The sequence below is a fragment of the Thalassobaculum litoreum DSM 18839 genome, from assembly GCF_900102465.1.
GTDB classification, from domain to species: Bacteria; Pseudomonadota; Alphaproteobacteria; order Thalassobaculales; family Thalassobaculaceae; genus Thalassobaculum; species Thalassobaculum litoreum.
Genome location: NZ_FNBW01000005.1, coordinates 119,990 through 146,283 on the forward strand (window position 1 = coordinate 119,990; position 26,294 = coordinate 146,283).

The window sequence follows — 26,294 nt, forward strand, 5'->3', positions numbered from 1 at the left end:
CGGATCCCAGATCCCGGCGCGGGGCCGGGAAGACGGCGGGGAGGCGCGGGCTACCCCAGCGCCCGGCTGAGCGCGTTCATCGTCGCTTCCACCTCGATCTCGGCCATGCGGTCGATCCGATATTCGGCCCCGCCCTCCGGCTGAAGCGCGTCGAGATTCGGATACAGGGTGAGCGGCGGGGACCCGCCGAACAGGCCGATGGTCGGCGCCCCCGTCGCCGCGGCCAGGTTCAGCATCCCGCTGTCATTGCCGAGAAACGCGTCCGCCGTCGCCGCCAGGGCCGCCGCCTGGCCGATCGGCCGGTTGATCGCCAGCACCACCTCGCCCCGGGCGTTCTGCAGGATGCGCTCCGCACTCTCCTTCTCCGCCTCGCCGCCGACCAGGATCACGCTGCCGCCGGTGCGGTCGGTGAAGGCGCGGGCCAGCGCCGAGAAATTCGCCTCCGGCCAGCGCTTGAACGGCTCCGACGCGCCGATCCCCAGCAGCAGCCAGGGCCGGGGCAGCTCCCCATAGAGCCGCTGGATCTCCGCCTTGGCGGATGCCGACGGGGCGAGACGCGGGGTCGGGTCGACCGTCAGACCGCGAGCGCGTAGCAGGGCGGTCGCCTTGTCCGCCTGGTGCAGGTCCCGGCCGTCGTTCGGCAGCTCGCGGTAGCTGATCCGGTTCGGGATGCCGGCCATCCGGGTCGCGGTCAGGTAGCGCCAGGAGCGGTGCAGGATCCACACCGTCTCGGCCTCGAACGCCTTCAGGTCGGAACCCAGACGCATGGCCCCGAGCGGGCCGTCATGGCGCCCGGCCTTCTCCTTGCCCTGGGCGCGGTCGAGCCAGCCGATCTGCGAGATCCACGGCGCGCCCTCCAGCATCTGGTCGGCGGCCGACCGACGCTTGGTCACCAGCGCGATCTTGCCGTCCGGCGCGTTCTCGGCGATCGCCTTCAGGTGCGGCAGGTGCCACACCATGTCGCCGATACCCGGCAGGGGCTGGATGACCAGCGTCTTCCCCACGATCTGCTCCCCTCGCATCCTTGCGTTCCGCCCGGACAAATGCCTACACCACCCGGCCCGCGCCGTCAGTGCGCCAAAGACCGAAGGATTGTCAAATGGCCGAGGCCACGTTCCGTCTCTACATGGCCACCAGCCTCGACGGCTATGTCGCCGATGCCGAGGGGGGGATCGACTGGCTGAACGACTACGAGACCGGCGTCGATTACGGCACCGAGGCGTTCATGGCCGAGATCGACACCCTGATCATGGGGCGAGCGACCTACGATCAGGTGATCGGGTTCGGCGCGTGGCCCTATGCCGGCAAGCGGGTCTTCGTGCTGACGTCGCGGCCGATCGACGACGCGCCGCAAGGCGTGGAGGGTACGTCCGACCTCGCCGGGCTGATCGTCGAACTGCGCGAGGACGGCGCCCAGGTCTGGATCGTCGGCGGTCCGGCCGCGGTGGAGGGGTGCCGGGCGATGGGCGCGCTGGACACGGTGGAGCTGTTCGTCATGCCGGTGCTGCTCGGCGCCGGCATTCCGCTGTTCGCCGGCGAAGCGGAGGCGCTCGGCCTGCATCTGGTCTCGGTCGATGCCTACGAGACCGGCGCCGTTTCTCTCAAGTACGAGGTGGAGTGAGCGCCCAATCGCTCCTAGTATCGACCGACCATCTTCAATGGAGCTTGCCATGCCCCTCGCGGCCAATGAGTCGACCAAACCGAACGATCTTGAATCGTTCTGGATGCCGTTCACGTCCAATCGCGACTTCAAGCAGAACCCGCGGCTGTTCGTCGAGGCCGAGGGCATGCACTACATCACCGCCGACGGCCGCCGGGTGCTGGACGGCACCTCGGGCCTGTGGTGCTCCAACGCCGGGCACCGGCGCAAGCCGATCGTCGACGCCATCAAGAAGCAGGCCGAGGTGCTCGACTTCGCGCCGGCGTTCCAGATGGGCCATCCGCTCTCCTTCGAGTTCGCCTCGCGGCTGACCCAGATGATCGAGGGCTTCGACCACGTGTTCTTCACCAACTCGGGCTCCGAGTCGGTGGATACCGCCCTGAAGATCGCGCTCGCCTATCAGCGCGCCCGGGGCCAGGGGACGCGGACCCGGCTGATCGGCCGCGAGCGCGGCTATCACGGGGTCGGTTTCGGCGGGATCTCGGTCGGCGGCATCGTCGGCAACCGCAAGCAGTTCGGCACCCTGCTGAACGGCGTCGACCACATGCGCCACACCCACGACATGGAGCACAACGCCTATACCAAGGGCGAGCCGGACTGGGGCGCGCATCTGGCCGACGACCTGGAGCGGATCGTCGCCCTGCACGACGCCTCGACCATCGCCGCCGTCATCGTCGAGCCGGTGGCCGGCTCCACCGGCGTGCTGATCCCGCCGAAGGGCTATCTGCAGCGCCTGCGCGACATCTGCGACAAGCACGGCATCCTGCTGATCTTCGACGAGGTCATCACCGGCTTCGGCCGCCTCGGCACGCCGTTCGGCAGCGATTATTTCGGCGTGAAGCCCGACATCTTCACCACGGCCAAGGGCATCACCAACGCCACCGTGCCGATGGGGGCGGTGTTCTGCCGCGACGGCATCTACGACGCGTTCATGGACGCGCCGGAAGGCGCCATCGAGCTGTTCCACGGCTACACCTATTCCGGCCACCCGCTGGCCTGCGCCGCCGGTCTGGCGACCATCGACCTGTACCGCGACGAGGGCCTGTTCGAGCGCGCGGCCGAGCTGGCGCCGTATTGGGAGGACGCCATGCACTCCCTGAAGGGCAGCAACCACGTCATCGACATCCGCAATCTCGGCATGGTCGGCGCCATCGAGCTGGAAGGTATCGCCGGCAAGCCGACGGCCCGGGCGATGGACGCGTTCAAGCAGTGCTACGACAAGGGCCTGCTGGTCCGCACCACCGGCGACATCATCGCCCTGTCGCCGCCGCTGATCGTCGAGAAGGGGCAGATCGACTTCATCGCCGACACGATCGGTGACGTGCTGCGCACCCTCCATTAACCAACGAGGAGAGTGTAGCGACGGGGTTTCGCTACACTCTTCAATAACTTGGCCGATTACTCTACACTCCCCGACTGACAGCGGGGGGCCGCTGATGTTTGGACGGGGGTGAAGAGCGATGAGGACACTGGGACAAGGTCCGCTTCGGGCCGTTCTGGTGGTCGCTTGTGTCGGGCTGCTGGCCGGCTGCGCGGAAGTGGGGGCTTCCATGCGATCGGCCGTCAACGGCGTGACGACGGCCTTCGATCCACCGAAAGAACAACCGACGCCGGCGATCGAGCCGCGCTACTGCTACCGGACGCTCGGCAAGGTGAACTGCTATCCGCAGCCCCTGCCGGCGAGCGAGGCGAACCGGTTGGTCGGCTATCAGGGGCCGGCACCGCGGGCGCATAGCGGCACAGGACCTCTCAGCCCGTGACGTCAGACATACGCTCGGCGCCATCGGGTCGGATCCTCCGGTGACTACGCGCCTTCCCAGCCTGTTCGTTCTGGTCAGCCTCTGCGCCATCCCCCTCGCGGCGCAGACGGTCTTGGCTCCCGCCGCGACGGCGCAATCGGCCAATTCCGAATCCGCCGATGCCGAGGTGCCGGTCCCCCGGACCTATGGCGAGGCGATGAACTGGTATCGCGAAGCGGCCGATGCCGGCGATCCCAAGGCGATGTTCTATCTCGGGCTCACCCTTGAGCAGGGGCTGCGGGCCGGCGGCGATCCAAAGGACGCGATCGCCTGGTACCGCAAGTCGGCCGACAAGGGCTTCGCGCTCGCCCAGTTCAAGCTCGGCCAGCTCTACCAGTTCGGCCAGCTCGTGGCGCAGGATTCCGCGATGGCGCGCGACTGGTACGGCAAGGCGGCGGACCAGGGGCTCGCCGATGCCCAATACAATCTCGCCGTCATGCTGGAGACCGGCGAGGGTGGCGACGTCGATGCCGAGCGCGCCGTGACGCTGTACCGCGACGCTGCGGCCGGCGGCATTCCGGAGGCCTTCCTGAACCTCGCCGGGCTGATGGCCCAGGGGGAAGTGGTGGACCAGGATCTGGTCGCCGCGCTGCAGTGGCTGATTCTCGCCGACCGGGCGGGCCTCGATCAGGGGGACTCGATGTCCGCGGCGGTCCGCCAGTTGCTGGGCCCGACCGAGATCGCGGACGCCGAATCCCGGGCCGATCGGTGGCAGACGGCCCATGGGGACCGCAATCGGGATACCGGCCTGCCGCAGTGACAGCGCGCTTGCCGGGCGTGCCCGTCGCGGCGGCCGATTGATCTATTTGTTTCAATTTGATCCGACGGTGCTCTAGAACGTCGACGTAGCCAGCGCCGACACTTGGGGGCGGACCGGTCTGCCGGGCCGCGAAGGGGATGAAGCCGCCGATCTGCGTCGATCTCGATGGCACCTTGTTGCGCACGGACCTGCTGTACGAGTCGCTTCTCGTCGCCCTGCGCCGGCGGCCTTGGATCCTCTTTCTCCTGCCGTTCTGGGTGCTCGCGGGCCGCTCCGTCCTGAAACGCCGCCTGGCGCTGATCGCCACCGAGCCGCTGGAGGTCGAGACCTTGCCGGCGACCGAGGATCTGGTGGCCTATCTGCGCGCGGAAAAGGCGGCCGGGCGGCGGATCGAACTGGTCTCCGCCTCCGATCAGCTTCTGGTCGCCAAGGTGGCGGCACGGTTCGGCGATCTGTTCGACCATGTCGAGGGCAGCAACGGCACCGTCAACCTGAAGGGCGCGGCCAAGGCGTCGGCGCTCGCTGCCCGGCATCCCGAAGGCTTCGTCTATGCCGGCGACAGCACCGTGGATTCCGACGTCTGGAAGGTGGCGAGCGCTGCGGTGCCGGTGAATGCGGCCCTGGCCCGTCGTGCCTCGATCGAGCGCGTGACGCCGGTGGAGGCGGCCTTCGGCAAGCCCCTGAACACCTTCAGGGCCCTGCGCTCGGGCATGCGCCTGCACCAATGGGCCAAGAACGTCCTGATCTTCCTGCCGCTGCTGCTGACCAGCACCTATACGCAGCCCGCGATCGTGCTGGCGGCCCTGGCGGCGTTCTTCGGCTTCTCCCTGGCTGCGAGCGGGACGTACCTGCTGAACGACCTGCTGGATCTGGCCGCCGACCGCAGTCATCCTCGCAAGAGCCGTCGGGCGTTGGCCTCGGGGCGGCTGCCGCTGGTGGTCGGCATGGCCGCGGCACCCGCGCTGATCCTCATCGGCCTGGTTCTGGCGGGCCTGGCCGGGTGGGGCGTACTCGCCATCCTCGTGGCCTATCTGGTGCTGACCCTGTCCTATTCTTTCGGCGTGAAGTCCATGGCGGTGGTGGATGTGGTGGTGCTCGGCGCCCTGTTCACCCTGCGCCTCTATGCGGGACACACGCTGGTGGATGACGGCACGCCGGTCTGGCTGCTCGGCTTCTCCATGTTCCTGTTCACCAGTCTCGCTCTGGTGAAGCGGCTGGTGGAGGTGCGCGGTCTCGAGGCGCGCGGCCTGGCGGAGATTCCGGGGCGGGGATACCGCGCGGGGGACAGCGGGTTCATCGAGATGTTCGGCATCACCTCGAGCGTCGCCTCGGTGCTGATCTTCATGATCTATCTGGCGATCGAGCCGGCCCATGCGGTGCGGCTGGAAAATCCGGGATGGCTTTGGGTGGTGCCGGCGGCGATCGGCTTCTGGCTGCCGCGGGTCTGGCTGCTGGCCCGCCGCGGCGAGGTGCACGACGATCCGGTTGTCTTCGCCCTGAAGGATCCGCCGAGCCTGCTGCTCGGGGTGATCGCGCTGCTCGCCATTCTGGGGGCGGCATGAGCGTGCGCGACGACTCTGGGGTTCTGGCGTGGGGGCGGGTGCATCGCGGCCGCCACCAGGTGGCCGAGCCGGCGACGCGGGGCGAGGTCGGGGCAGCCGTGCGCGAGACGGCGGCGGCCGGGGGCACCACCCTGGGTCATGGCCTGGGCCGGTCCTATGGCGACAGCGGTCTGAACCTCGGCGGCGGGCTGGTGCGCACGACCGGGCTCGACCGGCTGATCGCCTTCGACCGGGAGACCGGCCTGCTGCGCGCCGATGCCGGCGTGTCGCTGGACGCGGTGCTGCGGGTGGCGGTGCCGACCGGCTGGTTCGTGCCGGTGACGCCCGGGACCAAGTTCGTCACCCTCGGCGGCGCCGTCGCCAACGACGTCCACGGCAAGAACCATCACCTGGCCGGCAGCTTCGGCTGCCATGTCTCCCGTTTCGGTCTGTGGCGCAGCGACCGGGGCGAGATCCAATGCTCGGTTGAGGATAATGCCGACCTGTTCGCGCTGACCATTGGCGGTCTCGGCCTGACCGGCGTGATCACCTGGGTCGAACTGCGGCTGGAGCGGATCGCCTCGGCGATGCTGGATGTCGAGAACCTGCCCTTCGACGATCTCGATGGCTTCTTCTCCCTGGCGGAGCGTTCGGAGAGCTGGCCGTTCACCGTCGCCTGGGTCGACACCCTGGCGCGCGGCGCGGGGCTGGGGCGCGGCATCTTCTCGCGCGGGCGCTGGGCGCAGACCGGCGGTCTGGAGCCGCACCGTCCGGGCGGGCCCCGCCTGCCGGTGACGCCCCCGGGCGGGTTGCTGAACAGCGTGACGGTCGGCGCCTTCAACCGGCTTTACCGGGCGCGGCCCGGCGCGCGATTCCATGGCCGCCAGCATTACGATCCGTTCTTCTATCCGCTGGATCGGCTGCGCGACTGGAACCGGATGTACGGCCCGCGCGGCTTCTACCAGTGGCAATGCGCGGTGCCGGTGGCGACCATGCGCGAGGCGACGCGCACGTTGCTGGACACGGTGGCGGCCAGCGGCGACGCCTCGTTTCTGGCGGTTCTGAAGACCTTCGGCGACGTGCCGTCGCCGGGCGTGCTGTCCTTCCCGATGCCCGGCGCGACCCTGGCGCTCGACTTCGCCAACCGGGGCCAGGACACGCTGTCGCTGCTGGCCCGGCTCGACCGGGTTGTGGCCGAGGCGGGCGGGCGTCTATACCCGGCCAAGGACGGACGCCTGCCGCAGGCGATGTTCCGGGCGGGCTTCCCGCGCTGGACGGAGCTCGAGGCCGCGCGCGATCCGCTCCTGATGTCGAGTTTCTGGCGCCGCATGACCGAGGAGGCCTGATCCGCAATGGCCACGAAACGCCGTATCCTGGTCCTGGGGGCCACCTCCGCCATCGCCGAGCGCTGGTGCCGCCTGCGCGCCGCCGCCGGCGACACGCTGCTGCTGGTGGCGCGCGACGGCGAGAAGCTCACCGCCATCGCCGACGACCTGAAGGCGCGGGGCGCCGGCGAGGTTCACACCGCGACCGAGGATCTGGCGGACACCGACGGTGCCGACGGTCGCTTCTCCGGCTGGGTCCAGACACTGGGCGGGGTCGATATCGTGTTCCTGGCCTATGGCATCCTCGGTGACCAGGCGGAGGCGCAGCGCGATACCGACGCGCTGCTCCGCGGCGTGCAGGCCAACTTCACCAGTGCGATTGTCTGGTGCGAACTCGCCGCACGGGCCTTCGATCTGGCGGGGGCGGGCACGCTGGTCGGTATCTCCTCCGTCGCGGGCGACCGCGGACGGCGCACCAACTACGCCTATGGTGCGGCCAAAGCCGGGCTGTCGACCTATCTGGAGGGCATGGCCCATCGCTTCGCCGGAACGGAGATCACCGTGGTCTGCGTGAAGCCGGGCTTCGTCGCCACGCCGATGACGGCCCATATCGACGGCCGCGACGGCCCACTCTGGGCCACACCGGAACAGGTGGCCGAGGACATCGAGAAGGCGGTGGAGAAGAAGAAGCCGGAAATCTACACCCGCTGGTTCTGGCGCTTCGTGATGCTGATCATCCGCCATCTGCCGCGCCCCATCTTCAACAAGATGAAGATCTGATCCCATGGCGCGTATCGTCATCACCGGCGCCGCCGGTCTGGTCGGCCAGAATCTCATCGCCGGGATCGCTGATCGCGGCGACCTGCAGATCGTCGCCATCGACAAGCATCCGTCCAACACGGCGGTGCTGGCGCGGCTGCATCCCGGCATCGAGGTGATCGCGGCGGATCTCGCCCAGCCCGGCGTCTGGACCGGCGCGTTCAAGGGCGCCGATGCGGTCATCCAGCTTCATGCCCAGATCGGCGGGCTCGACGCCGAGGAGTTCGAGGCCAACAACGTGCGCGCCACCCGACTGGTGCTCGACGCGATGAAGGCCGAGAGCGTGCCGTATCTCGTGCACGTCTCCTCCTCGGTGGTGAATTCCAAGGCCGTCGATTTCTACACAGAGAGCAAGAAGGCCCAGGAAAAGCTGGTGGTGGAGAGCGGCATCGCCCATGCCACCCTGCGCCCGACGCTGATGTACGGCTGGTTCGACCGCAAGCATCTGGGCTGGCTCGCCCGCTTCATGAAGAAGGCGCCGGTCTTCCCGATCCCGGGCAGCGGCCGCTATATGCGCCAGCCGCTCTATGGCGGCGACTTCTCCGACATCGTCCTGGCCTGCCTGGACGGGCGGCGCGAGGGCGCCTGGAACATCTCCGGCCAGGAGAAGATCGACTATGTCGACCTGATCAAGGCGGTGCGCAAGGCGAGCGGGGCGAAGACGCCGATCGTCCATATCCCCTACAGCCTGTTCTGGATGCTGTTGCGGGTCTATGCGGTGTTCGACCGGGATCCGCCCTTCACCACCAAGCAATTGGAAGCGCTGGTGACGCCGGACAGCTTCGAGGTGATCGACTGGCCGTCGATCTTCGGCGTGCGCGCCACCCCGCTGGACGAGGCGCTCGCCATCACCTTCAACGACCCGAAATACTCGGGCGTCGTTCTGGATTTCTGAGGAGGCCGCGATGGCCAAGGTCGCGATCATCGGCGCCGGCGCGATGGGCCTCGCCGCCGCCTATCACGCGCTGGAGGCGGGGCACGAGGTGACCGTCTACGAGGCGGATTCCGTGGCCGGCGGCATGGCGGCGCATCTCGACCTCGACGGCCTGTCGATCGAGCGGTTCTACCACTTCGTCTGCAAGGCGGATAAGCCGACCTTCAAGCTGTTGGAGCGGCTGGGCATCGGCGACAAGATGCGCTGGACCGGCACCTCCATGGGCTATTTCGTCGACGGCAAAATGTATCGCTGGGGCGATCCGATCGCGCTGCTGACCTTCCCGAAGATCGATTGGATCTCCAAGTTCCGCTACGGCCTGCAGATGTTCCTGTCGACCAAGCGCAGCGACTGGTCCGACCTAGAGACCGTCTCCGCCAAGGACTGGATCGAGAAGGGATCGGGCAAGCGGGCCTATGACGTGCTGTGGCGCCGGCTGTTCGACCTGAAGTTCTTCGAATATGCCGACAACGTCTCGGCCGCCTGGATCTGGACCCGGATCAAGCGGGTCGGCACCTCGCGGCGGTCGCTGATGCAGGAGGAGCTCGGCTATATCGAGGGCGGGTCGGAGACCCTGGTCACCGCGCTGGTGCAGGCCATCGAGACGCGCGGCGGGGTGATCAAGCTCGCCACCCCGGCCCGCGAGGTGGTGGTCGAGGACGGCAAGGTGACGGGTGTGCGCACCGATGCGGGCGTGGAGCCGGCCGAGGCGGCGATCTCGACCATGCCGACGCCCTTTGTCTCCTCCCTGGTGCCGTCGCTGCCGGCCGACTGGAAGGCGAAGTACGACGCCATCGTGAACATTGGGGTGGTCTGTGTGTTGCTGCGGCTGAAGAAGTCGGTGACCGAACATTTCTGGGTCAACATCAACGACAAGGACGTGGAGATCCCCGGTATCATCCAGTTCTCCAACCTCCGGCCGGTCGAGGACACGGTGGTCTATGTGCCGTTCTACATGCCGACGACCCACCCGAAATTCGGCCGCGACGACCAGGCCTTCATCGACGAGAGCATGGCCTGCCTGAAGCACCTGAACCCGGACATCGCCGACGGCGACCTGAAGGCCTGGACCGTCGGCCGCCTGCGCTACGCCCAGCCGGTCTGCGAGCCGGGCTTCCTCGCCAAGATCCCGCCGATCCAGACGCCGATCCGCGGCCTGCAGATCGCCGACACCTCGTTCTACTACCCCGAGGACCGAGGCATCAGCGAGAGCGCGCGGGTCGCCGAGGAGATGGCGGCGGCGATCCCCGCGTCGATCGCCGGCTAGGGGAGGGGACGTGGCGCGTGCCCTGGTCATCGGCGAGTTCGGACGGTTCCTGATCACCGGCGGCATCGCAGCCGGTGCCAATGTGCTGTCGCGCTGGCTGTTCAATCTCGTCATGCCGTTCGAGGCGGCCGTGGCGGTCGCCTATCTCGTCGGCATGACCACGGCCTATGTGCTCGCCAAGCTGTTCGTGTTCGAGACGTCGGGGCGCACGGCGCGTGACGAGTTCTTCCGCTTCGCCATCGTCAACGTGGTGGCGCTGGCCCAGGTCTGGCTGGTGAGCGTGGGCCTGGCCCGCTACCTGTTCCCGGCGCTCGGCTTCACCTGGTATGCGGACGACGTGGCCCATCTGATCGGCGTGGTGATCCCGGCGGTGACCAGCTATCTCGGCCATCGCCACTTCTCCTTCGCCGCCCGCCGCGCTTCCGTCGAGGACGTCGGATCGGAGCGCGACGGGATATGAGAACGGCGGTCGCGTTCTCCCTGGCCCTGGCCCTGGTGACCGCAGCCTCCGGCATCGCCTATCAGATCTTTCTATCCACGCCGGTCCCGTCCGGCGACATCGTCGATTTCTACGACCGGTTCTTCGCGGCGGGCGGCTTCGCCGGCTACGGGCTCGCCGATCTTTACCAGTGGCACAACGAGCACCGTCTGTTCCTGCCGAAGCTCTGGTTCCTCGCCGATATCGCCGTGGCCGACGCGCGGCAGACCCTGCTGCTGACGGTGATCGCCGTCTCGGCGGTCCTGCATGCCGGGGTGCTGGCGGTCCTGTTCGGCGGGCTGGGGCATTCCCGGACGGCCGCCGCCGTCGCCTTCGCCATCGCCGCCGCCGCCCTGCTGTCGCCGGTGCAGTACGAGAACCTGCTGAACGGCTTCCAGGTGCAGTTCGTCCAGGTCTGGCTCTTCGCCAGCCTGGCCTTCGCCCTGATCGCCTGGGCGCCGGTGGGGCAGGGGCGGCCGGTCGGCCTCGCCCTGTGTGTGATCGGCGCGACGGTCGCAGGCCTGTGCTCCAGCTACAGCATGTTCAACGGGCTGGCGGTCTGGCCGATTCTCGTGGTCCTGGCGCTGTGGCGGCGGCTGCCTCCGGCCTGGTCGGCCTGCCTCGTCGCCGTGGGGGGCGCGGTCCTGGCGGCGGAGTGCCTCGGATTCCTGAACCGGCCGGAAGGCGGCGGTGCCCTTGGTTTCGGGTCTGGGGCGTGGACCATCCTGCGGTTCACCCTCCGCTACCTGACGTCGGGCATCGGCGATATCGGCACGCTCGGCCAGGAGATCGTCGGCATCCTCCTCGTGGTCGCCGTGACGGCTGCGGGCCTGCGGGGGCTGGCCCGTGTCGAGCGGCCTGCACCGGCCCGCATGGCGCTGTACGCCGTCTGCGCCTTCGTCATGGCTGGCGCCGTCGCGACCGCGCTCGGCCGTCTGCATATCGGCCTCGGCATCGCCAATACCTCGCGCTACACCACGCCCTCCATGGTGTTCCTGGTGGCCGCCGGGTTGCTGGGTTTCGACTACCTGCTGCGGCATCGTCCCCGGACGCTTGGCTGGGCGCTTCCCCTCGGTGTCGTGCTTCTGTTGGTTCCGGGCGACGTGCATGCGGTGCGGGATCTGAAGGACCGGCTTGCGGCCCGGGACCTCGCCGATCTGGCGATTGTCAGCCATCTGGCGGGCGGATACCGTCCGGAGATGCTCGAGCCGATCTATCCTCCCCTGCCGTCGCGTGCCGCCCGGGTGCTGGAGGCGATGCAGGCTGCCGGCCTCGGCCCGTTCTCGGTGGTCGGGCGCTACCGACCGCCCGACGGCGCGCTTGCCGATGGACCGGTGGCCGACGACCCGCACTGCACCGGCAGCGTCGGCCGCCTGCGTTTCGATCCGGTGACCGGCGTCACCCTGTCCGCCACGCTCGCCAGCGTTCGGAGCGGCCGGCGACCGCCCTGGATGGTCGTGCGGTCGCCGGAGGGTCGGGTTCTCGCCTGGGGCGCGGCGCTGGAGCCGAGGAGCGATCGGGCGCCGATCCCTCAGTCGGGGATCCTGGCCCGCGGCCTGCGGGCCTTCGGGGAGGCATCGGACGGCACCGCCGAGTTTGTGACGGTCGAAGGCGTGTTCGGTGACGGCAGCCGCTGCCGCCTGACGGGCACGGTCGCGGCATCGGAGCCAACCTATCTCGCCGAGCTGCCGCCCGGCGCACGGCCGGCGGGCACGGGCGGCTGGACCTTCGCTGCCAATGCGCCCACAGGCGGCATCGGCAACGCGGCGGTTCCGCCCGAGGCGCTGCCGGTTCACGGCAATTTCGGCCTGGCCAGGCGCCGCTTCACCGCCGTGCTCACCCTGGGACAGCCGGGAGAGGCGCGCGGTGTTCTGGTGCCGCTCCACACAGGTCGCCATCCCGCCGGTGCCGATGTCACGCTCCTAGATTCAGGTGGCACGGTACTGGACACGGTGGCATTGGACCGGGCGGTCGCGCCCGGCTGGTTCTGGCTGGCCCTGCGGCCGGCCCGGCTCGAGCCCGGCATGCGGGTGGAGATCCGTACCGGGGTGACCCGCCCGTCCGACGAGGTGGCGTTCGGCGCGCCGCGGTGGCTGCCATGACGGCGACCCCGGCGCCGCACCTGCGCTTCGCTCCGTACGAGAAGGGGCGGTTCCAGCTCACCCTCGGCATCAAGGAGATCGCGGCCGCCGACTGGATCGACGTGGACGCCCAGTATGCCGAGCATATGGCCGAGAAGAGGCGGCTGCTCGACGCGCGTCATGGCGAGGTCTTCGCCGGTCTGCACGACAGCCTGCCGGCTCAGCGGGACTGCCTGGAGGCGGTGCTGGCGCATATGACGGCGTTCCATCCGGACCTGATCGCCGCCGATGGGAGCGGGGTCCATACCGCCTGGGACGGCGCGACGCTGAACCCGTCGGATTTCGAATCGGCGCCGCTGGATCTCGCCGGCCGGCTGGTACAGGAGGATCTGTGCCTGATGCAGCCGTCGGACGAAGGACACAAGCTGATCGCCGCCTCGCTCTGCTTTCCGGCACGGTGGCGTCTGGCCGACAAGATCGGCCGGCCGATGAGCGCGATCCACGACCCGGTTCCGGGCTTCAACGACAGGCTGAACCGGCCGGTGGAGCGGTTCTTCGCCGGCATCGCCGCGGGCCAGACCTACATGCGGCTGAACTGGTCGGTGCTGGACGACCCGGCGCTGTTTCAGCCCACCGGGCACGGGCGCAGGGACCTGGACCCGACCATCACGCCGCGCAACATCACCGAGCGGCTACACATCCGTATCGAGCGCCAGACCTTCCGCCGTCTGCCGCGCACAGGGGTATTGGTGTTCGGAATCAAGACCCTGATCGACCCGATCGCCGCCATCGCCGGACGCCCGGACCTGGCCGCGGCGATGCTGGGCTCGCTGCGGACCATGCCGGCCGACATGCGCGGCTACAAGAGCATGGCGCCCTTCGCTGATGCGCTGGAAGGCTGGTTGCAGGAGCGGGCCGAGGCCTCTGCCGGCTGACGCCGCGGACGATTCGGCCGGCCGACGACCTGCCCCAACGCCGTGTTTGGTACCGGACCGACGGTCGCGCGTTCACGGTTTCTACTCCTGGGGACGCAGCGGGGCGATGTCGGTTTTGGAACATTATTTCCCTGGGGAACAACCCGCGGGCGACTGCATTTCCAACACGGTCGCAGGACCGGGACAATTCGCGAAAATCCAAGAAAATCGGCCGCCGGGGACGACAGTCTGTTTCTGCAGTGTTACGGTACCCATCTCGGATGGGAACGATAGGGTCCTATAAACATCCAACAACCAAACACGCAGCGACCCGCGAAAATCGCTCGCATAGGACTAATCGGAAGGGAGCTACCATGTCTGACAAATACCGCGACGACTTGATCGATCGCATGGCCGTCGAGGCAAAGCGAGGCCGACTCTCTCGGCGCGACTTCATGCACTATGCCATGGCCGCCGGCGTTACTGCATCGGCCGCTGGAGGTCTTTGGACGTCCAAGGCGGCACTTGCCGCCCCCAAGCGCGGCGGAACGTTCCGTCTTGGCACCCATGACGGGAACACCTCGGATACGCACGATCCGGGCACCTATCTCAGTTTCTCCATTATCCAGCTCGCGCATACCTATCGCAGCTACCTGACCCAGATCACGCCGACCAACGAACTCGGTCCGGATGCGGCGGCTTCCTGGAGCGCGACGGACGACGCCACGGAGTGGACGTTCAAGCTGCAGAAGGGCGCGTCGTTCCACAGCGGCAAGCCGTTCACGGCCGATGACGCGATCGCCTCGCTGAACCATCACCGCGGCGAGAAGAGCACGTCGGCAGCCAAGGCGCTGCTCAAGGACGTCACCGACATCGTCAAGGACGACGAGCACACGATCACCGTCAAGCTCGCGACCGGCAACGCCGACCTGCCGTGGCTGATGACCGACTATCACCTGGCCATGTGCCCGGCGAACAGCGACGGCACGATCGACTGGCAGTCCGGCGACGGCACCGGCCCGTACAAGATCGTCCATAACGAGTTCGGCGTCGGCACGAAGCTGGAGCGTCACGACGGCTGGCACGGCGAGGGCGCGTATTTCGACGCCGTCGAGATGACCGTGCTCAACGACCCGAACGCCCGGCAGACCGCGCTGGTCACCGGCGAGGTCGACGGCATCACCCAGCTCGAGCTGAAGACCCTGTCGCTGCTCCAGCGCAACCCGAACATCCTGGTGGACAACGTGCCGTCCGGTGCGGCGATCACCATGCCGATGTTCTGCGACGTGGCGCCGTTCGACAACGTGGACGTCCGCATGGCCCTCAAGCTGGCGATCGACCGCGAGGACATCATCAAGAAGATCACCTTCGACACGGCGATCCCGGGCAACGACTTCCACATTTCTCCGAACATGCCGTACTGGCCGGATCTGCCGCAGCGCACCTACGATCCGGACAAGGCCAAGTTCCACCTGAAGAAGGCCGGCCAGGAGAACCTGACGGTCGATCTCTCCACCGCCGACAGCGTGTATTCCGGCGCGGTCGACATGTGCGTGCTCTATGCCGAGCATGCCAAGGCCGCCGGCATCAACATCAACGTGAACCGCGAGCCGAACGACGGCTACTACTCCGAGGTCTGGCTGAAGAAGCCGTTCTGTATGGTGCAGTGGGGCGCGCGTCCGACGCCGGACGTCATGCTCAGCCTGGCCTACAAGGACGACGCCGCCTGGAACGAGAGCCACTGGCAGAACGAGCGGTTCAACGAGCTGCTGCTGCAGGCCAAGGCCGAACTCGACCAGGAGAAGCGGGCCGAGATGTACCGCGAGATGGCTCAGCTCGCCCGTGACGACGGTGGGACCATCATTCCGATGTTCACCAACTTCGTCTACGCGCGCGCCAAGAACGTCGCCCATGGTGAGAACCTGGCGGCCAGCTGGCAGATGGATGGCGCGCGGGCCTGCAGCCGCTGGTGGTTCGACTCTTAAATCGACATTGATCGGTGACGGGTTCGGGCCAGAACCCGTCACCGATCGTTCGATACTGGTGGACCTTCCGGCCCGTGCCGGGAGGTCTGCTGGTTCAGCTTATCGATAATAACAGTAGCCGGGGGGCTGTCGCTGGACTGCACTGTACGCCGGGGGACATCGGCGCAGGCGCACTTGGCAGCAAGCCAACTAGAAGCGATTGCAGAGGAGGCGGATGATGAGCGACGTATTGAGCATCGTGCTCAAACGGCTCGGCCTTGGATTGATCACGCTGCTGGTGATCTCCATCCTGATTTTCTTCGCAGTGGAACTCCTGCCGGGCGATATCGCCCAAGCCGTTCTTGGGCAGGGCGCCACCGAAGAAAACCTGAAAGCGTTGCGCGAGCAGCTCGGACTGAACCAGCCCGCGATCTTCCGCTACCTGGAGTGGCTCGGGGGAGCGGTGCAGGGCGACTTCGGCGTGTCGCTGATTTCCGGTCGCTCGGTGGCCGAGACCATCGGCCCGCGCTTCGCGGCGACGCTGTTCCTGGCGAGCTACGCGGCGGTGATCGCCGTGCCGATCGCCATTCTTCTCGGCATCATCGTGGCGCTGCTGCGCGACAGCATCTTCGATCGTGTCGCCAACGTGCTGACCCTGACCTCGATCTCTTCGCCGGAGTTCTTCCTCGGCTACGTCCTGATCCTGTATCTGGCGGTGAAGAACCCCTGGTTCCCCGCCCTGGCGAACGTCAACTTCCAGGATATCGGCACCGTCGAACTGTACTACCGGACCTTCCTGCCGGCGCTGACGATGGTGCTCGTCGTGGTCGCGCACATGATGCGGATGACCCGGGCCTCGATCATCAACCTGCTGGCCTCGCCCTATATCGAGATGGCGCGCCTGAAGGGCACCCCCGCCTGGAAGGTGATCGTCAAGCACGCGCTGCCCAACGCCTGGGCGCCGATCATCAACGTCGTGGCGCTCAACCTCGCCTACCTGATCACCGGCGTGGTGCTGGTCGAGGTGGTGTTCGTCTATCCGGGTATCGGCCAGCTTCTGGTCGACAGCGTGACCAAGCGCGACTTCCCAGTGGTTCAGGCCTGCTGCCTGATCTTCGCGGCGACGTTCATCCTGTTGAACCTCGCGGCAGATGTGGGGGCGATTCTGACGAACCCCCGCCTGCGTCATCCGAAGTGAGGGAAGCGTCATGAATTACTTTGTCATCGGATACTACGCTCTCCTCATCGGAGCCTCCTGCCTCGCGGCCTACTACTCGGTTCGCTCGGCCTTCCTGCTGCTGTTCTCGCTGACGCTGGTCTCCTTCATCGTCGGCATCGTCGGCGGCGAGTCCGCCCTGTGGACCATCACCATCTGCGCCGGCATCCTCGCCCTGTGCATCGGGACCGCCTACGCGTTCCGGGAATTCCTGGTGATCGTCCTGTGGGGCGAGGGCTCGAAGGCGATCAAGACCGCGCCGCTGACGGCGACCTTCGGTCTGTTCGTCATCATGACCTATGCGATCGCCGGCATCTTCGCGCCGATCATCGCGCCGTACGGCGAGGCCGAGGTCATCGCCGGCGCCTTCGCTCCGGCCGACGAGAACATGCTGCTGGGGGCCGACCAGCTCGGCCGCGACCTGTTCAGCCGTCTGGTCTTCGGTGCGCGGAACACGGTCGGCATCGCCCTGCTGGCGACGACCTTCGCGTTCGTCCTGGGCGCGCTGGCCGGGTTGATCGCGGCGACCCTGGGCGGGTTCTTCGACAACCTCATGAGCCGGGTCGTGGACGTCATCATGTCGGTGCCGTCGCTGATCTTCGCTCTGCTGCTGCTGTCGATCATGGGCACCAACGCCTTCGTCCTGATCTTCATCATCGCGATCATCTACGCGCCGCGCGTCTTCCGCCTCACCCGGGCGGTCGCCGGCAATGTGGTGGTGATGGACTATATCGAGGCGGCCCGGCTGCGCGGCGAGGGGCTCTGGTACCTGATCCGCCGGGAGATCCTGCCGAACTCCACCGCACCGCTCATCGCGGAATTCGGCCTGGAGTTCTGCTTCGTCTTCCTGCTGGTGGCGGGCCTGTCGTTCCTGGGCCTTGGCATCCAGCCGCCGACCGCGGATTGGGGGTCGATGGTGCGTGAGAACGCGACCCTGATCTCGTTCGGCGAGATCACGCCGCTGTTCCCGGCCGGCGCCATCGCGCTGCTGACCGTGGCGGTGAACTTCGTCGTCGACTGGATGCTGTTCCGGTCCTCCGGACTGAAGGGGTAAGGATATGGCTGATACGAAAAAGGACCTTCTGCTCAAGATTCGCGACCTGCGGATCGAGGGCTATTCCGACGAGAAGTGGCTCGAGATCGTCCATGGCATCGACCTCACCCTGCACAAGGGCGAGGTCATGGGCCTGATCGGCGAGTCCGGGGCCGGCAAGTCGACCATCGGCCTCGCGGCCATGGGCTTCGCCCGCGACGGATGCCGAATCTCCGGCGGCTCGATCGAGTTCGACGGCATGGAGCTGACGACCACCTCGGAGAGCGACCGCCGGGCCCTGCGTGGCTCGCGCATCGCCTATGTGGCGCAGTCGGCGGCGGCATCGTTCAATCCGGCGCACAAGATCATCGACCAGCACACCGAGGCGCCGATCCACTACCGCATCCGCAAGCGGTTGGAGGCGCAGGAGGACGCGATGGAGCTCTACGAGCGCCTGCGTCTTCCCAACCCGCAGGAGATCGGCTTCCGCTATCCGCACCAGGTGTCCGGCGGCCAGCTCCAGCGCGCGATGACCGCCATGGCGATGGCCTGCCGTCCCGACCTGATCATCTTCGACGAGCCGACCACCGCACTCGACGTGACCACGCAGATCGAGGTGCTGGCCGCAATCCGAGACATCGTCGAGCAGTTCAACACCGCGGCGATCTACATCACCCACGACCTCGCGGTGGTGGCGCAGATGGCCGACACCATCAAGGTGCTGCTCAAGGGCAACGAGGTCGAGGAAGCCGATACCGAGACCATGCTGAGCAACCCGAAGGAGGACTATACCAAGTCGCTCTGGGCGGTGCGCAGCTTCAAGCGCGAGCAGAAGGAGCGACCCGGCGGTGGTGCGGTGCCAGTCGTCTCGGTGCAGAACGTGGATGCCTCCTACGGCGACACGCCGGTCCTGCACGACGTGTCGTTCGACATCTATGCCGGCATGACCGTGGCGGTGGTGGGCGAGTCCGGATCGGGCAAATCGACCACCGCGCGCTGCATCACCGGTCTGCTGCCGCCGAGCAGCGGCAAGATCGTGATGAACGGCGTCGAGATGCCGCCGGGCTACAAGCAGCGCTCCAAGGAGCAACTTCGTCAGGCCCAGATGATCTATCAGATGGCCGATACCGCGCTGAATCCGAAGGTGCGGATCTGCGACATCATCGGCCGGCCGGCGCAATTCTACATGGGTCTGAAGGGCGGTGCCCTGAAGAGCCGGGTGGACGAACTGCTCGACCTGATCGAGTTGGAGCCGTCGAAATACTATAGCCGCTACCCAACCGAGCTGTCGGGCGGCCAGAAGCAGCGGATCGGCATCGCCCGGGCGCTGGCGGCGGAGCCCAATTTCATCATCTGCGACGAGGTCACCAGCGCGCTGGACCAGCTCGTGGCCGAGGGCATCCTGAAGCTGCTCGACCGGCTGCAGAAGGAACTGAACCTCGCCTACATGTTCATCACCCACGATCTCGCCACCGTGCGCTCGATCGCCGACGAGGTGGTGGTCATGAAGCAGGGCGAGGTGGTCGATTCCGGCCCGAAGAACGAGATGTTCACCCCGCCGCACCATCCCTATACCGACCTGCTGCTGTCCTCGGTGCCGGAGATGGATCCGAACTGGCTGACCACGGTGCTCGAGGAGCGCGGGGTCGACAATATCGGCGAGGCGGCCACCGTCTGATCGCCGGTCATGCCCGGCGGGAAGGCGGGCGGCGCCTGCCTTCCCGTTGCCGTGTCAGCGTCGGCGCGAGGAGGCGATGGCATCCGTAGCCCTCAGCGAGATCGAGGCCGCCCGGCGGATCATCGCCGAGACCGCCGTGGCGACGCCTTTGGTGCCGTCGCCACACCTCTCGTCCCTGGCCGGACGGGAGTTCCTTCTCAAGCTCGAGATCGTCCAGCCGATGGGGGCTTTCAAGCTGCGCGGGGCCGCCAACGCGGTCATGCGCCTGCCGGAAGGCACGGCGGGCGTGACCTGCTGCTCCACCGGCAATCACGGCCGCGGCGTCGCTTACGCCGCCCGGCGGCGCGGCCTGCGCGCGGTGATCTGCATGTCGTCGCTGGTGCCGCAGACCAAGATCGACGGCATCAGGGCGCTGGGGGCGGAGGTGCAGATCGTCGGACGCTCCCAGGACGAGGCGATGGCCCATAGCCGGCGTCTGGTCGTCGACGAGGGGCTGGTTGAGATCTCTCCGTTCGACGACCCGGCCGTCATCGCCGGCCAGGGCACGATCGGCCTGGAACTGCTGGAGCAGTGCCCGGACCTGGCGACCGTGCTGGTGCCGCTGTCCGGCGGCGGGCTGGCCGGCGGGATCGCCGCGGCGATCAAGGCGGTGAAGCCGTCGGTCCGCATCATCGGCATCTCCATGGACCGGGGGGCTGCGATGCACGCGTCCATCGCCGCCGGCCGGCCGGTCGAGGTGGAGGAGGTGGCCAGCCTCGCGGATTCCCTGGGCGGCGGCATCGGCCTTGACAACCGCTTCTCCTTCGAGCTCTGCCGCATCCTGCTGGACGACGTGGTGCTGGTCGGCGAGGCGGAGATCTATCGGGCGCTGCAGACCGTCTATTACGAGGACCGGCTGGTCTGCGAGGGCGCCTGCGTCGTCGGTGTCGCCGCGCTGCAGGCCGGCAAGCTGGCCCCATCCCCGGGCCCGATCGCGACGATCATCACCGGGCGCAATCTCGACATGAAGATCCATGCCGACATCATGCAGGGCCGCGACGTGGTGCTCGGCGACCTCACCATCAACGGACAGCCGTATCATGCATGACATCTCCATCCTGACCGAAGCCGACCTGCGCGAGCTGGTGCCGCTGGACGCGGCGGCGGTCGACGTGGTCGAGCGTGCCTTCACCGCCCTGGCCGGCGAGGGGGTGGTGATGCCGCCGATCCTGTCGATGGAGCTTCCCGTCGCAAATGCCGAGGTCGACGTGAAGACCGCCTATCTGCCCGGCTTCGACGGTTTCGCCATCAAGGTCAGCCCCGGCTTCTTCGACAACCCGAAGATCGGCCTGCCGAGCCTGAACGGCCTGATGGTGCTGTTCTCCGCCAGGACCGGCCTGGTGGAGGCGCTGCTGCTGGACAACGGGTATCTGACCGATGTGCGCACCGCCGCCGCCGGTGCCGTCGCCGCCCGCCATCTGGCGCCGGAGGTGCGCACCGCCGGCGTGCTCGGCACAGGGGTGCAGGCGCGGCTGCAGATCGAGGCGGCGCGGCTAGTGCGGCCGTTCGAACGGGTGCTGGTCTGGGGGCGCGACCCGGTGAAGGCGGAGATCTGCGCCTATGACCTGGCCGAGCGGCTCGGCATCGAGGTCGTGGTCGAGGCCGATCCGGCCCGGGTGGTGGGCGAAAGCCAGCTCGTCGTCACCACCACCCCGGCGCGCGATCCGGTGCTGCGGGCCGAGTGGCTGCATCCGGGCCTGCACATCACCGCGATGGGCTCCGACCAGCCGGGCAAGAACGAGATCGATCCGGCCGTCTTCGACCGTCTGTCGGTCTATGTCCCGGATCGGGAGAGCCAATGCCGGACCCAGGGGGAGCTGCGCAGCGCGCTGGCCGCCGGCGCGGTGCCGGAGGAGCGGACCTATGCCGAGCTCGGCATGGTGGTCTCAGAGCCGGCGTTGGGCCGCAAGTCCCTGGACGACATCACCCTGGTCGACCTCACCGGCACTGGCGCCCAGGACACCGCCATCGCCAGTTTCGCCATGACCCGTGCGAAGGACCGCGCGGCCGGTACGGTGATCCGCGCCTGAGCGGAACCAATCCGGCCACTAGGGTTGCAGCGGCGGGCGATTTGCGCGATGTCCGGGGCATAATCGGCATTTCTGACAGCGCGAGGACGGCGGCCATGCTGACCAACGACCAGCTCGACAAGTGGGACCGGGAGTCCTTCTTCCATCCCTCCACCCATCTGGCGCAGCACGCCCGCGGCGAAAGCCCGAACCGGATCGTCACCGGCGGGTCCGGTGTCTATATCGAGGACCGCGACGGCAACCGGCTGCTCGACGGCTTCGCCGGCCTGTACTGCGTGAATGTCGGCTACGGCCGCCCCGAGATCGCCGAGGCGATCGCCGCCCAGGCGAAGGAACTGGCCTATTACCATGCCTATGTCGGCCACGGCACCGAGGCCTCCATCACGCTCGCGCAGATGGTCACGGACCGCGCGCCGGCTGGCATGTCGAAGGTGTATTTCGGCCTCGGCGGCTCCGACGCCAACGAGACCAACATCAAGCTGGTCTGGTACTACAACAACATCCTGGGCCGGCCGGAGAAGAAGAAGATCATCTCGCGCTGGCGGGGCTATCACGGCTCGGGCCTGGTCACCGGCTCGCTCACCGGTCTGGAGCTGTTCCACAAGAAGTTCGACCTGCCGCTCGACCGCATCCTGCACACCACGGCGCCGGTCTATTACCGCCGAGAGAACCTGGCCAGCAGCGAGGCCGAGTTCGTCGCCGAGTGCGTCGCCGACCTGGAGGCGCTGATCGAGCGCGAGGGGGCCGACACCATCGCCGCCTTCATCGGCGAGCCCGCACTCGGCACCGGTGGTCTGGTGCCGCCGCCGGCGGGCTACTGGCCGGCGATCCAGGCGGTGCTGGACAAGCACGACATCCTGATGATCGCCGACGAGGTGGTCACCGGCTTCGGCCGTCTGGGCTCGATGTTCGGCTCCGACCATTACGGCATCCGCCCGGACTTCATCACCATCGCCAAGGGGCTGACCTCGGCCTATGCGCCGCTCTCCGGCTCCATCGTGTCCGACCGGGTCTGGAAAGTGCTGGAGCAGGGCACCGACGAGTTCGGGGCGATCGGCCATGGCTGGACCTACTCCGCCCATCCGATCGGGGCGGCGGCCGGTGTCGCCAACCTGAAGCTGATCGACAGCCTGGGGCTGGTGGAGAATGCCGGGAGCGTCGGCGCCTATCTGAAGCAGGCGCTCACCGACGCCGTCGGCGACCACCCGAATGTGGGCGAGGTCCGCGGCGAGGGGCTGCTCTGCGCCGTCGAATTCGTCGCCGACAAGACGGACCGGACCTATTTCGATCCGGCCCAGAAGGTCGGCGGGCGGATCGTCGGCAAGCTGTTGGAAGAGGGTGTCATCGGCCGGGCCATGCCCCAGGGCGACATTCTCGGCCTCGCCCCGCCGCTCTGCCTGACCCGCGCGGAGGCCGACAAGATCGTCGCCGCGACGCAGACGGCGCTGAAGACGGTCGCGGCCGAGCTCTAGGCGGCCGGCCTGAGCCGGAGCCGGACGAACGCGGTTTGCGGAACGCGGACCGGGGGATACAGTTCTCCCGGTCCTGATCCGCGGAGGGTCGTCACGAGTTGCGGGGGAAGCGGAACGTGCTCACGCGCCGCTGGGTTATGTTCTGCGTCCTGGCCCTGGCCGTGCTGTGCGGCAGTGGGGGGATCTCCTACTGGGTCTATCATGCCCAGCGCGACGAGCTGGTCTCCGACGCGGGCCATGAACTGACCGACGCCACGGTCGCCTTCACCCAGGCCCTGAACAGCGTGTTCGAGCCGGCGCTGACCCTGGGCGGCACGGTCGCGGATTCCGGCATCCGCCATGCGCCGCCCAACCAGTGGCCGACGCTGTTCTTCGCCATCGCCACCGGCCCGGTGCGCCAGTTCGAGCAGATGAACGGCGCCTTTCTGGGCTTTCCCGACGGCCGTTTCCTGCATGTCCAGGACCTGGAGGTTGCCGGCCCGAAACGCGCGACCGGCGGGGACCGGACCAGCCGAGGGATCTACCGGCGGATCATAGACACCCCTGCGATCAATCCGCGCGGACGATGGCAGGTCTACGATCCGCAGACCGGACGCGCGAAGATGTCGCCACGCGTGACCCAGGCCTACGACCCGCGCACCCGGAACTGGTACCGGCAGGTGGCGGCGGACGGTCGGGCTCATTGGACCGACGTGTATCAGTTCGCCTCCAGTCGACGGCTCGGCGTCACCTATGCCCAGCCGATCTTTAATCCGGATGGGTCGCTGTGGGCGGTGCTCGGGGTCGACCTGTCGCTCGGCTCGCTGTCGCAGACCCTGCTGACCACCTCGTCGGCTCTGGCCCAGGCGGCAGATATCGTGTTTGCCACCGATCTGGCGGATTCCGTGCTCGGTCATCCGGAGCTGGCGAGCGACACGACGGAGATCCGGTCGAGCACCTCGGAGTTCCTGGAGCGCTACCGCGACCCGACGTCGTTCGAGAGCCTGGCTCCGCGGCAGCTCAAGGAGGGCCCGCCGCTGCAGATGGTCGAGGCTGAGGGCCGCAGCTATCTGACCACCAAGGCGGATCTGGATCCCGCGCGAGCCATGCCGATGCAGATCTACCTGGCGCGCGATCTGGAGCAGGTGCTCGCCGCGGCCCGGGCCGTGGTCTATCGCAACGTGTTGTTCGCGTTCGTGGCGGTCGTGGTGTTCGGGGTCGTCGCGTCCTACGCGGTGAAGCTGCAGGTCGAGATGGCTCTGCGCCGCCAGGCCGAGGCGGAACTGATCGAGGCGCGCGACATCGCCGAGGCGGCAACCCAGGCGAAATCCACCTTCCTCGCCACCATGAGCCACGAGATCCGCACGCCGATGAACGGGGTGATGTCGATGGCGGAACTGCTCGGTCTGACCCGGCTCGACGGCGAGCAGCGGCGCATGGCGCGGATCATCATCGACTCGGCCACGGCCCTTCTGACCATCATCAACGACATCCTCGACTTCTCGAAGATCGAAGCCGGCAAGCTGGAGATCGAGGCGGTCGAGTTCTCGCTGATGTCCGTGGTCGGCGGATCGGCGGAGCTGCTCGCCCCCCGGGCCGAGGCCAAGGGCCTGGACCTGGTTGTCCATAACGACCCGTCCCTGATCGACCTGCGCCTGGGCGACCCGACCCGGCTGCGGCAGATCCTGCTGAACCTGGGCGGCAATGCGGTGAAGTTCACCGACGAGGGCCGGATCGACATCCGTGTGCGCAGGATCGAGGACGTACCCGAGGCGACCGATAGCGCCGAGCGGCTGCGGTTCGAGGTGACCGATACCGGCATCGGCCTCAACGAGGAACAGCGCGCGCGCCTGTTCCAGGCGTTCGTGCAGGCCGACAGTTCGACCTCGCGTAAATACGGCGGCACCGGGCTCGGCCTGTCGATCTGCCAGCGGCTGACCGAGCTGATGGGCGGATCCATCGGAGTGGACAGCGAGCCGGGCGCGGGCTCGACCTTCTGGTTCGAACTGCCGCTGGCCGCCGTCGGCGATGCGCCGCCGCGCTACCCGGACGACCTGTCCGCCGCCTCGGTCGCCCTGGTGGGGCTGTCCGACCGGGTGGCGGAGGTCGCCGAACTCTACCTGCGGGCCACCGGGATCGAGCGGATCGACCGCTTCGCCGCGGCTGGGGAGGCTGCGGGGGAACGCACCCTGTGGATCCTGCGCTGCGGTGCCGGGAGGCTGGCGCCGGAGGATCTGGGCGGGATCGAGGGGCGCATCGCGTTTCTGGGCTATCGCGGCGAGCTGGCCGACCTGTCGCCGGACCTGAAGTCCAGGGCCAGCGCGCTGCTGACCGTGCCGGTGTCGCGCAACGGATTGTGGCGGGCGGTGGCGATCGGGCTCGGTCTACGACCGGCCGAGGAGATCGAGGTCCAGCAGCGCGACGACATGGCCTTCGCGCCGCCGCCGGTGGAAGAGGCGCGGGCCGCCGGCGCCCTTGTCCTGGTGGCCGAGGACAACGAGACCAACCAGGTGGTCGTACGACAGATGCTCGGCCGCATGGGGTTCGCCTGCGAGATCGCGGAGAACGGCGCGGTCGCGCTCGAGCGGCTGTCCGAAGCGTCCGGTTACGGATTGCTGCTGACCGACGTGAACATGCCGGTGATGGACGGCTTCGAACTGGCTCGGGCGGTGCGCGCCCGCGAGGGCGAAGACGCTGATCGGCTGCCCATCGTGGCGCTGACCGCCGACGCGCTCGCCGGTACCGAGGAGCGCTGTGCGGAAGCCGGCATGGACGGCTATCTGACCAAGCCGATCGACAGCCGCAAGCTGGGCGCGCTGCTGGCCGGTCATCTGCCCCAGGGTCTTGCCCTACGCCGGCAGGTCGAGCAGGCGGCGGCGGTGGACGAGGAGGCTGCGGCCGAGGCGGCTCCGGCCATCGACTGGGACCCGGAGATCTTCGATCCGGCCACGCTGACCGAGACGTTCGGTGCGCTGGACGAAGAGGCGAAGGAACTGATCCGCGGAGCCTCGGCCGCCTGGCCCGGACGCATTTTCGAGATCGAGGCCGGGCTGGCCGCTGGCGACGTCAAGCGGGCGCGGGATGCCGCCCATTCCCTGAAAGGGGCGGCCCTGTCCGTGGGCGCCAAGAGGCTCGGCCGGATCGCGGCCGACCTGCAGGACTATCTCGACGATGGCGATCTGGACATGGCGGGGATCATGGCCGAGCTGCTGCCGTCTACCCTGGAGGAATTCCAGGAGCTTTTACCTAAAATTATGGCGTTGTGATCGCCAAGCGATTTGGGGGAATATTTTCCTTCAGTTCCA

Annotated in this window: 21 protein-coding genes; 20 read left to right on the top strand and 1 reads right to left on the bottom strand. The window is 67.8% G+C overall.

Annotated features, from left to right (window positions below; translation table 11 throughout):
- Positions 1 to 50: 50 nt before the first annotated feature.
- Complete coding sequence (locus BLS34_RS09400) at positions 51 to 1,004, bottom strand: glycosyltransferase family 9 protein (protein ID WP_139189194.1); 954 nt, start codon at positions 1,002 to 1,004, stop codon at positions 51 to 53.
- A 95-nt stretch (positions 1,005 to 1,099) separates the two neighbouring features.
- Here BLS34_RS09400 and BLS34_RS09405 point away from each other — a divergent pair, with 95 nt between their 5' ends.
- The 20 genes from BLS34_RS09405 to BLS34_RS09500 all read left to right on the top strand — a co-directional run bounded on the left by BLS34_RS09405 (position 1,100) and on the right by BLS34_RS09500 (position 26,255).
- Positions 1,100 to 1,621, top strand: a complete 522-nt coding sequence (locus tag BLS34_RS09405) for a dihydrofolate reductase family protein (protein ID WP_093149847.1) — start codon at positions 1,100 to 1,102, stop codon at positions 1,619 to 1,621.
- 49 nt (positions 1,622 to 1,670) lie between these two features.
- A complete protein-coding gene (gene aptA, locus BLS34_RS09410) occupies positions 1,671 to 3,002 on the top strand; it encodes an omega-aminotransferase AptA (protein WP_028792763.1) in 1,332 nt (443 codons plus the stop codon).
- Positions 3,003 to 3,120: 118 nt separating this feature from the next.
- Positions 3,121 to 3,420 carry a hypothetical protein gene (locus BLS34_RS09415; RefSeq protein WP_139189196.1) on the top strand — a complete coding sequence of 100 codons (300 nt, stop codon included), beginning with the start codon at positions 3,121 to 3,123 and terminating at the stop codon, positions 3,418 to 3,420.
- A 40-nt stretch (positions 3,421 to 3,460) separates the two neighbouring features.
- Positions 3,461 to 4,219 (top strand): tetratricopeptide repeat protein, encoded by a 759-nt coding sequence (locus tag BLS34_RS09420; RefSeq protein ID WP_051243551.1) that lies wholly within the window; start codon positions 3,461 to 3,463, stop codon positions 4,217 to 4,219.
- A gap of 137 nt (positions 4,220 to 4,356) precedes the next feature.
- Positions 4,357 to 5,781 carry a UbiA family prenyltransferase gene (locus tag BLS34_RS09425; RefSeq protein WP_093149851.1) on the top strand — a complete coding sequence of 475 codons (1,425 nt, stop codon included), beginning with the start codon at positions 4,357 to 4,359 and terminating at the stop codon, positions 5,779 to 5,781.
- The gene (locus BLS34_RS09430) at positions 5,778 to 7,106 is read left to right on the top strand and encodes an FAD-binding oxidoreductase (protein WP_093149853.1); all 1,329 of its coding nucleotides are present in this window, start codon (positions 5,778 to 5,780) and stop codon (positions 7,104 to 7,106) included. Before BLS34_RS09425 ends, BLS34_RS09430 begins: the two co-directional genes overlap by 4 nt.
- Before the next feature lie 6 nt (positions 7,107 to 7,112).
- On the top strand, positions 7,113 to 7,865 hold the full coding sequence (locus BLS34_RS09435) for an SDR family oxidoreductase (protein WP_093149855.1): 753 nt from the start codon (positions 7,113 to 7,115) through the stop codon (positions 7,863 to 7,865).
- Between the two features lie 4 nt (positions 7,866 to 7,869).
- Positions 7,870 to 8,799 carry an NAD-dependent epimerase/dehydratase family protein gene (locus tag BLS34_RS09440; RefSeq protein WP_093149856.1) on the top strand — a complete coding sequence of 310 codons (930 nt, stop codon included), beginning with the start codon at positions 7,870 to 7,872 and terminating at the stop codon, positions 8,797 to 8,799.
- Between the two features lie 10 nt (positions 8,800 to 8,809).
- Positions 8,810 to 10,105, top strand: a complete 1,296-nt coding sequence (locus BLS34_RS09445) for an NAD(P)/FAD-dependent oxidoreductase (protein ID WP_093149859.1) — start codon at positions 8,810 to 8,812, stop codon at positions 10,103 to 10,105.
- A 10-nt stretch (positions 10,106 to 10,115) separates the two neighbouring features.
- Positions 10,116 to 10,565 carry a GtrA family protein gene (locus BLS34_RS09450; protein WP_245701950.1) on the top strand — a complete coding sequence of 150 codons (450 nt, stop codon included), beginning with the start codon at positions 10,116 to 10,118 and terminating at the stop codon, positions 10,563 to 10,565.
- Positions 10,562 to 12,685 (top strand): hypothetical protein, encoded by a 2,124-nt coding sequence (locus BLS34_RS09455; protein ID WP_093149862.1) that lies wholly within the window; start codon positions 10,562 to 10,564, stop codon positions 12,683 to 12,685. The genes BLS34_RS09450 and BLS34_RS09455 overlap by 4 nt, the downstream gene beginning before the upstream one ends.
- On the top strand, positions 12,682 to 13,599 hold the full coding sequence (locus BLS34_RS09460; protein ID WP_093149863.1) for a heme-dependent oxidative N-demethylase family protein: 918 nt from the start codon (positions 12,682 to 12,684) through the stop codon (positions 13,597 to 13,599). Before BLS34_RS09455 ends, BLS34_RS09460 begins: the two co-directional genes overlap by 4 nt.
- A 353-nt stretch (positions 13,600 to 13,952) precedes the next feature.
- Positions 13,953 to 15,563, top strand: a complete 1,611-nt coding sequence (locus BLS34_RS09465; protein ID WP_028792755.1) for an ABC transporter substrate-binding protein — start codon at positions 13,953 to 13,955, stop codon at positions 15,561 to 15,563.
- Between the two features lie 217 nt (positions 15,564 to 15,780).
- The gene (locus tag BLS34_RS09470) at positions 15,781 to 16,740 is read left to right on the top strand and encodes an ABC transporter permease (RefSeq protein WP_028792754.1); all 960 of its coding nucleotides are present in this window, start codon (positions 15,781 to 15,783) and stop codon (positions 16,738 to 16,740) included.
- Between the two features lie 10 nt (positions 16,741 to 16,750).
- Positions 16,751 to 17,812 carry an ABC transporter permease gene (locus BLS34_RS09475; protein WP_093149866.1) on the top strand — a complete coding sequence of 354 codons (1,062 nt, stop codon included), beginning with the start codon at positions 16,751 to 16,753 and terminating at the stop codon, positions 17,810 to 17,812.
- 4 nt (positions 17,813 to 17,816) lie between these two features.
- The gene (locus BLS34_RS09480; RefSeq protein WP_028792752.1) at positions 17,817 to 19,469 is read left to right on the top strand and encodes an ABC transporter ATP-binding protein; all 1,653 of its coding nucleotides are present in this window, start codon (positions 17,817 to 17,819) and stop codon (positions 19,467 to 19,469) included.
- Between the two features lie 76 nt (positions 19,470 to 19,545).
- A complete protein-coding gene (gene eutB / locus BLS34_RS09485) occupies positions 19,546 to 20,556 on the top strand; it encodes a hydroxyectoine utilization dehydratase EutB (RefSeq protein ID WP_093149869.1) in 1,011 nt (336 codons plus the stop codon).
- Positions 20,549 to 21,538, top strand: a complete 990-nt coding sequence (locus BLS34_RS09490) for a cyclodeaminase (protein ID WP_211228831.1) — start codon at positions 20,549 to 20,551, stop codon at positions 21,536 to 21,538. Before eutB ends, BLS34_RS09490 begins: the two co-directional genes overlap by 8 nt.
- 95 nt (positions 21,539 to 21,633) lie before the next feature.
- Complete coding sequence (locus tag BLS34_RS09495; protein ID WP_093149872.1) at positions 21,634 to 23,010, top strand: aspartate aminotransferase family protein; 1,377 nt, start codon at positions 21,634 to 21,636, stop codon at positions 23,008 to 23,010.
- A gap of 116 nt (positions 23,011 to 23,126) precedes the next feature.
- Positions 23,127 to 26,255: a hybrid sensor histidine kinase/response regulator gene (locus tag BLS34_RS09500; protein ID WP_139189198.1), complete on the top strand. Its 3,129-nt coding sequence runs from the start codon at positions 23,127 to 23,129 to the stop codon at positions 26,253 to 26,255.
- Positions 26,256 to 26,294: the final 39 nt, after the last annotated feature.

Coding starts and splice junctions, on each gene's coding strand:
- BLS34_RS09405 (WP_093149847.1), top strand. CDS start 1,100: ATGGCCGAGGCCACGTTCCGTCTCTACATGGCCACCAGCCTCGACGGC.
- aptA (WP_028792763.1), top strand. CDS start 1,671: ATGCCCCTCGCGGCCAATGAGTCGACCAAACCGAACGATCTTGAATCG.
- BLS34_RS09415 (WP_139189196.1), top strand. CDS start 3,121: ATGAGGACACTGGGACAAGGTCCGCTTCGGGCCGTTCTGGTGGTCGCT.
- BLS34_RS09425 (WP_093149851.1), top strand. CDS start 4,357: ATGAAGCCGCCGATCTGCGTCGATCTCGATGGCACCTTGTTGCGCACG.
- BLS34_RS09430 (WP_093149853.1), top strand. CDS start 5,778: ATGAGCGTGCGCGACGACTCTGGGGTTCTGGCGTGGGGGCGGGTGCAT.
- BLS34_RS09435 (WP_093149855.1), top strand. CDS start 7,113: ATGGCCACGAAACGCCGTATCCTGGTCCTGGGGGCCACCTCCGCCATC.
- BLS34_RS09440 (WP_093149856.1), top strand. CDS start 7,870: ATGGCGCGTATCGTCATCACCGGCGCCGCCGGTCTGGTCGGCCAGAAT.
- BLS34_RS09445 (WP_093149859.1), top strand. CDS start 8,810: ATGGCCAAGGTCGCGATCATCGGCGCCGGCGCGATGGGCCTCGCCGCC.
- BLS34_RS09455 (WP_093149862.1), top strand. CDS start 10,562: ATGAGAACGGCGGTCGCGTTCTCCCTGGCCCTGGCCCTGGTGACCGCA.
- BLS34_RS09460 (WP_093149863.1), top strand. CDS start 12,682: ATGACGGCGACCCCGGCGCCGCACCTGCGCTTCGCTCCGTACGAGAAG.
- BLS34_RS09465 (WP_028792755.1), top strand. CDS start 13,953: ATGTCTGACAAATACCGCGACGACTTGATCGATCGCATGGCCGTCGAG.
- BLS34_RS09470 (WP_028792754.1), top strand. CDS start 15,781: ATGAGCGACGTATTGAGCATCGTGCTCAAACGGCTCGGCCTTGGATTG.
- BLS34_RS09475 (WP_093149866.1), top strand. CDS start 16,751: ATGAATTACTTTGTCATCGGATACTACGCTCTCCTCATCGGAGCCTCC.
- BLS34_RS09480 (WP_028792752.1), top strand. CDS start 17,817: ATGGCTGATACGAAAAAGGACCTTCTGCTCAAGATTCGCGACCTGCGG.
- eutB (WP_093149869.1), top strand. CDS start 19,546: ATGGCATCCGTAGCCCTCAGCGAGATCGAGGCCGCCCGGCGGATCATC.
- BLS34_RS09490 (WP_211228831.1), top strand. CDS start 20,549: ATGCATGACATCTCCATCCTGACCGAAGCCGACCTGCGCGAGCTGGTG.
- BLS34_RS09495 (WP_093149872.1), top strand. CDS start 21,634: ATGCTGACCAACGACCAGCTCGACAAGTGGGACCGGGAGTCCTTCTTC.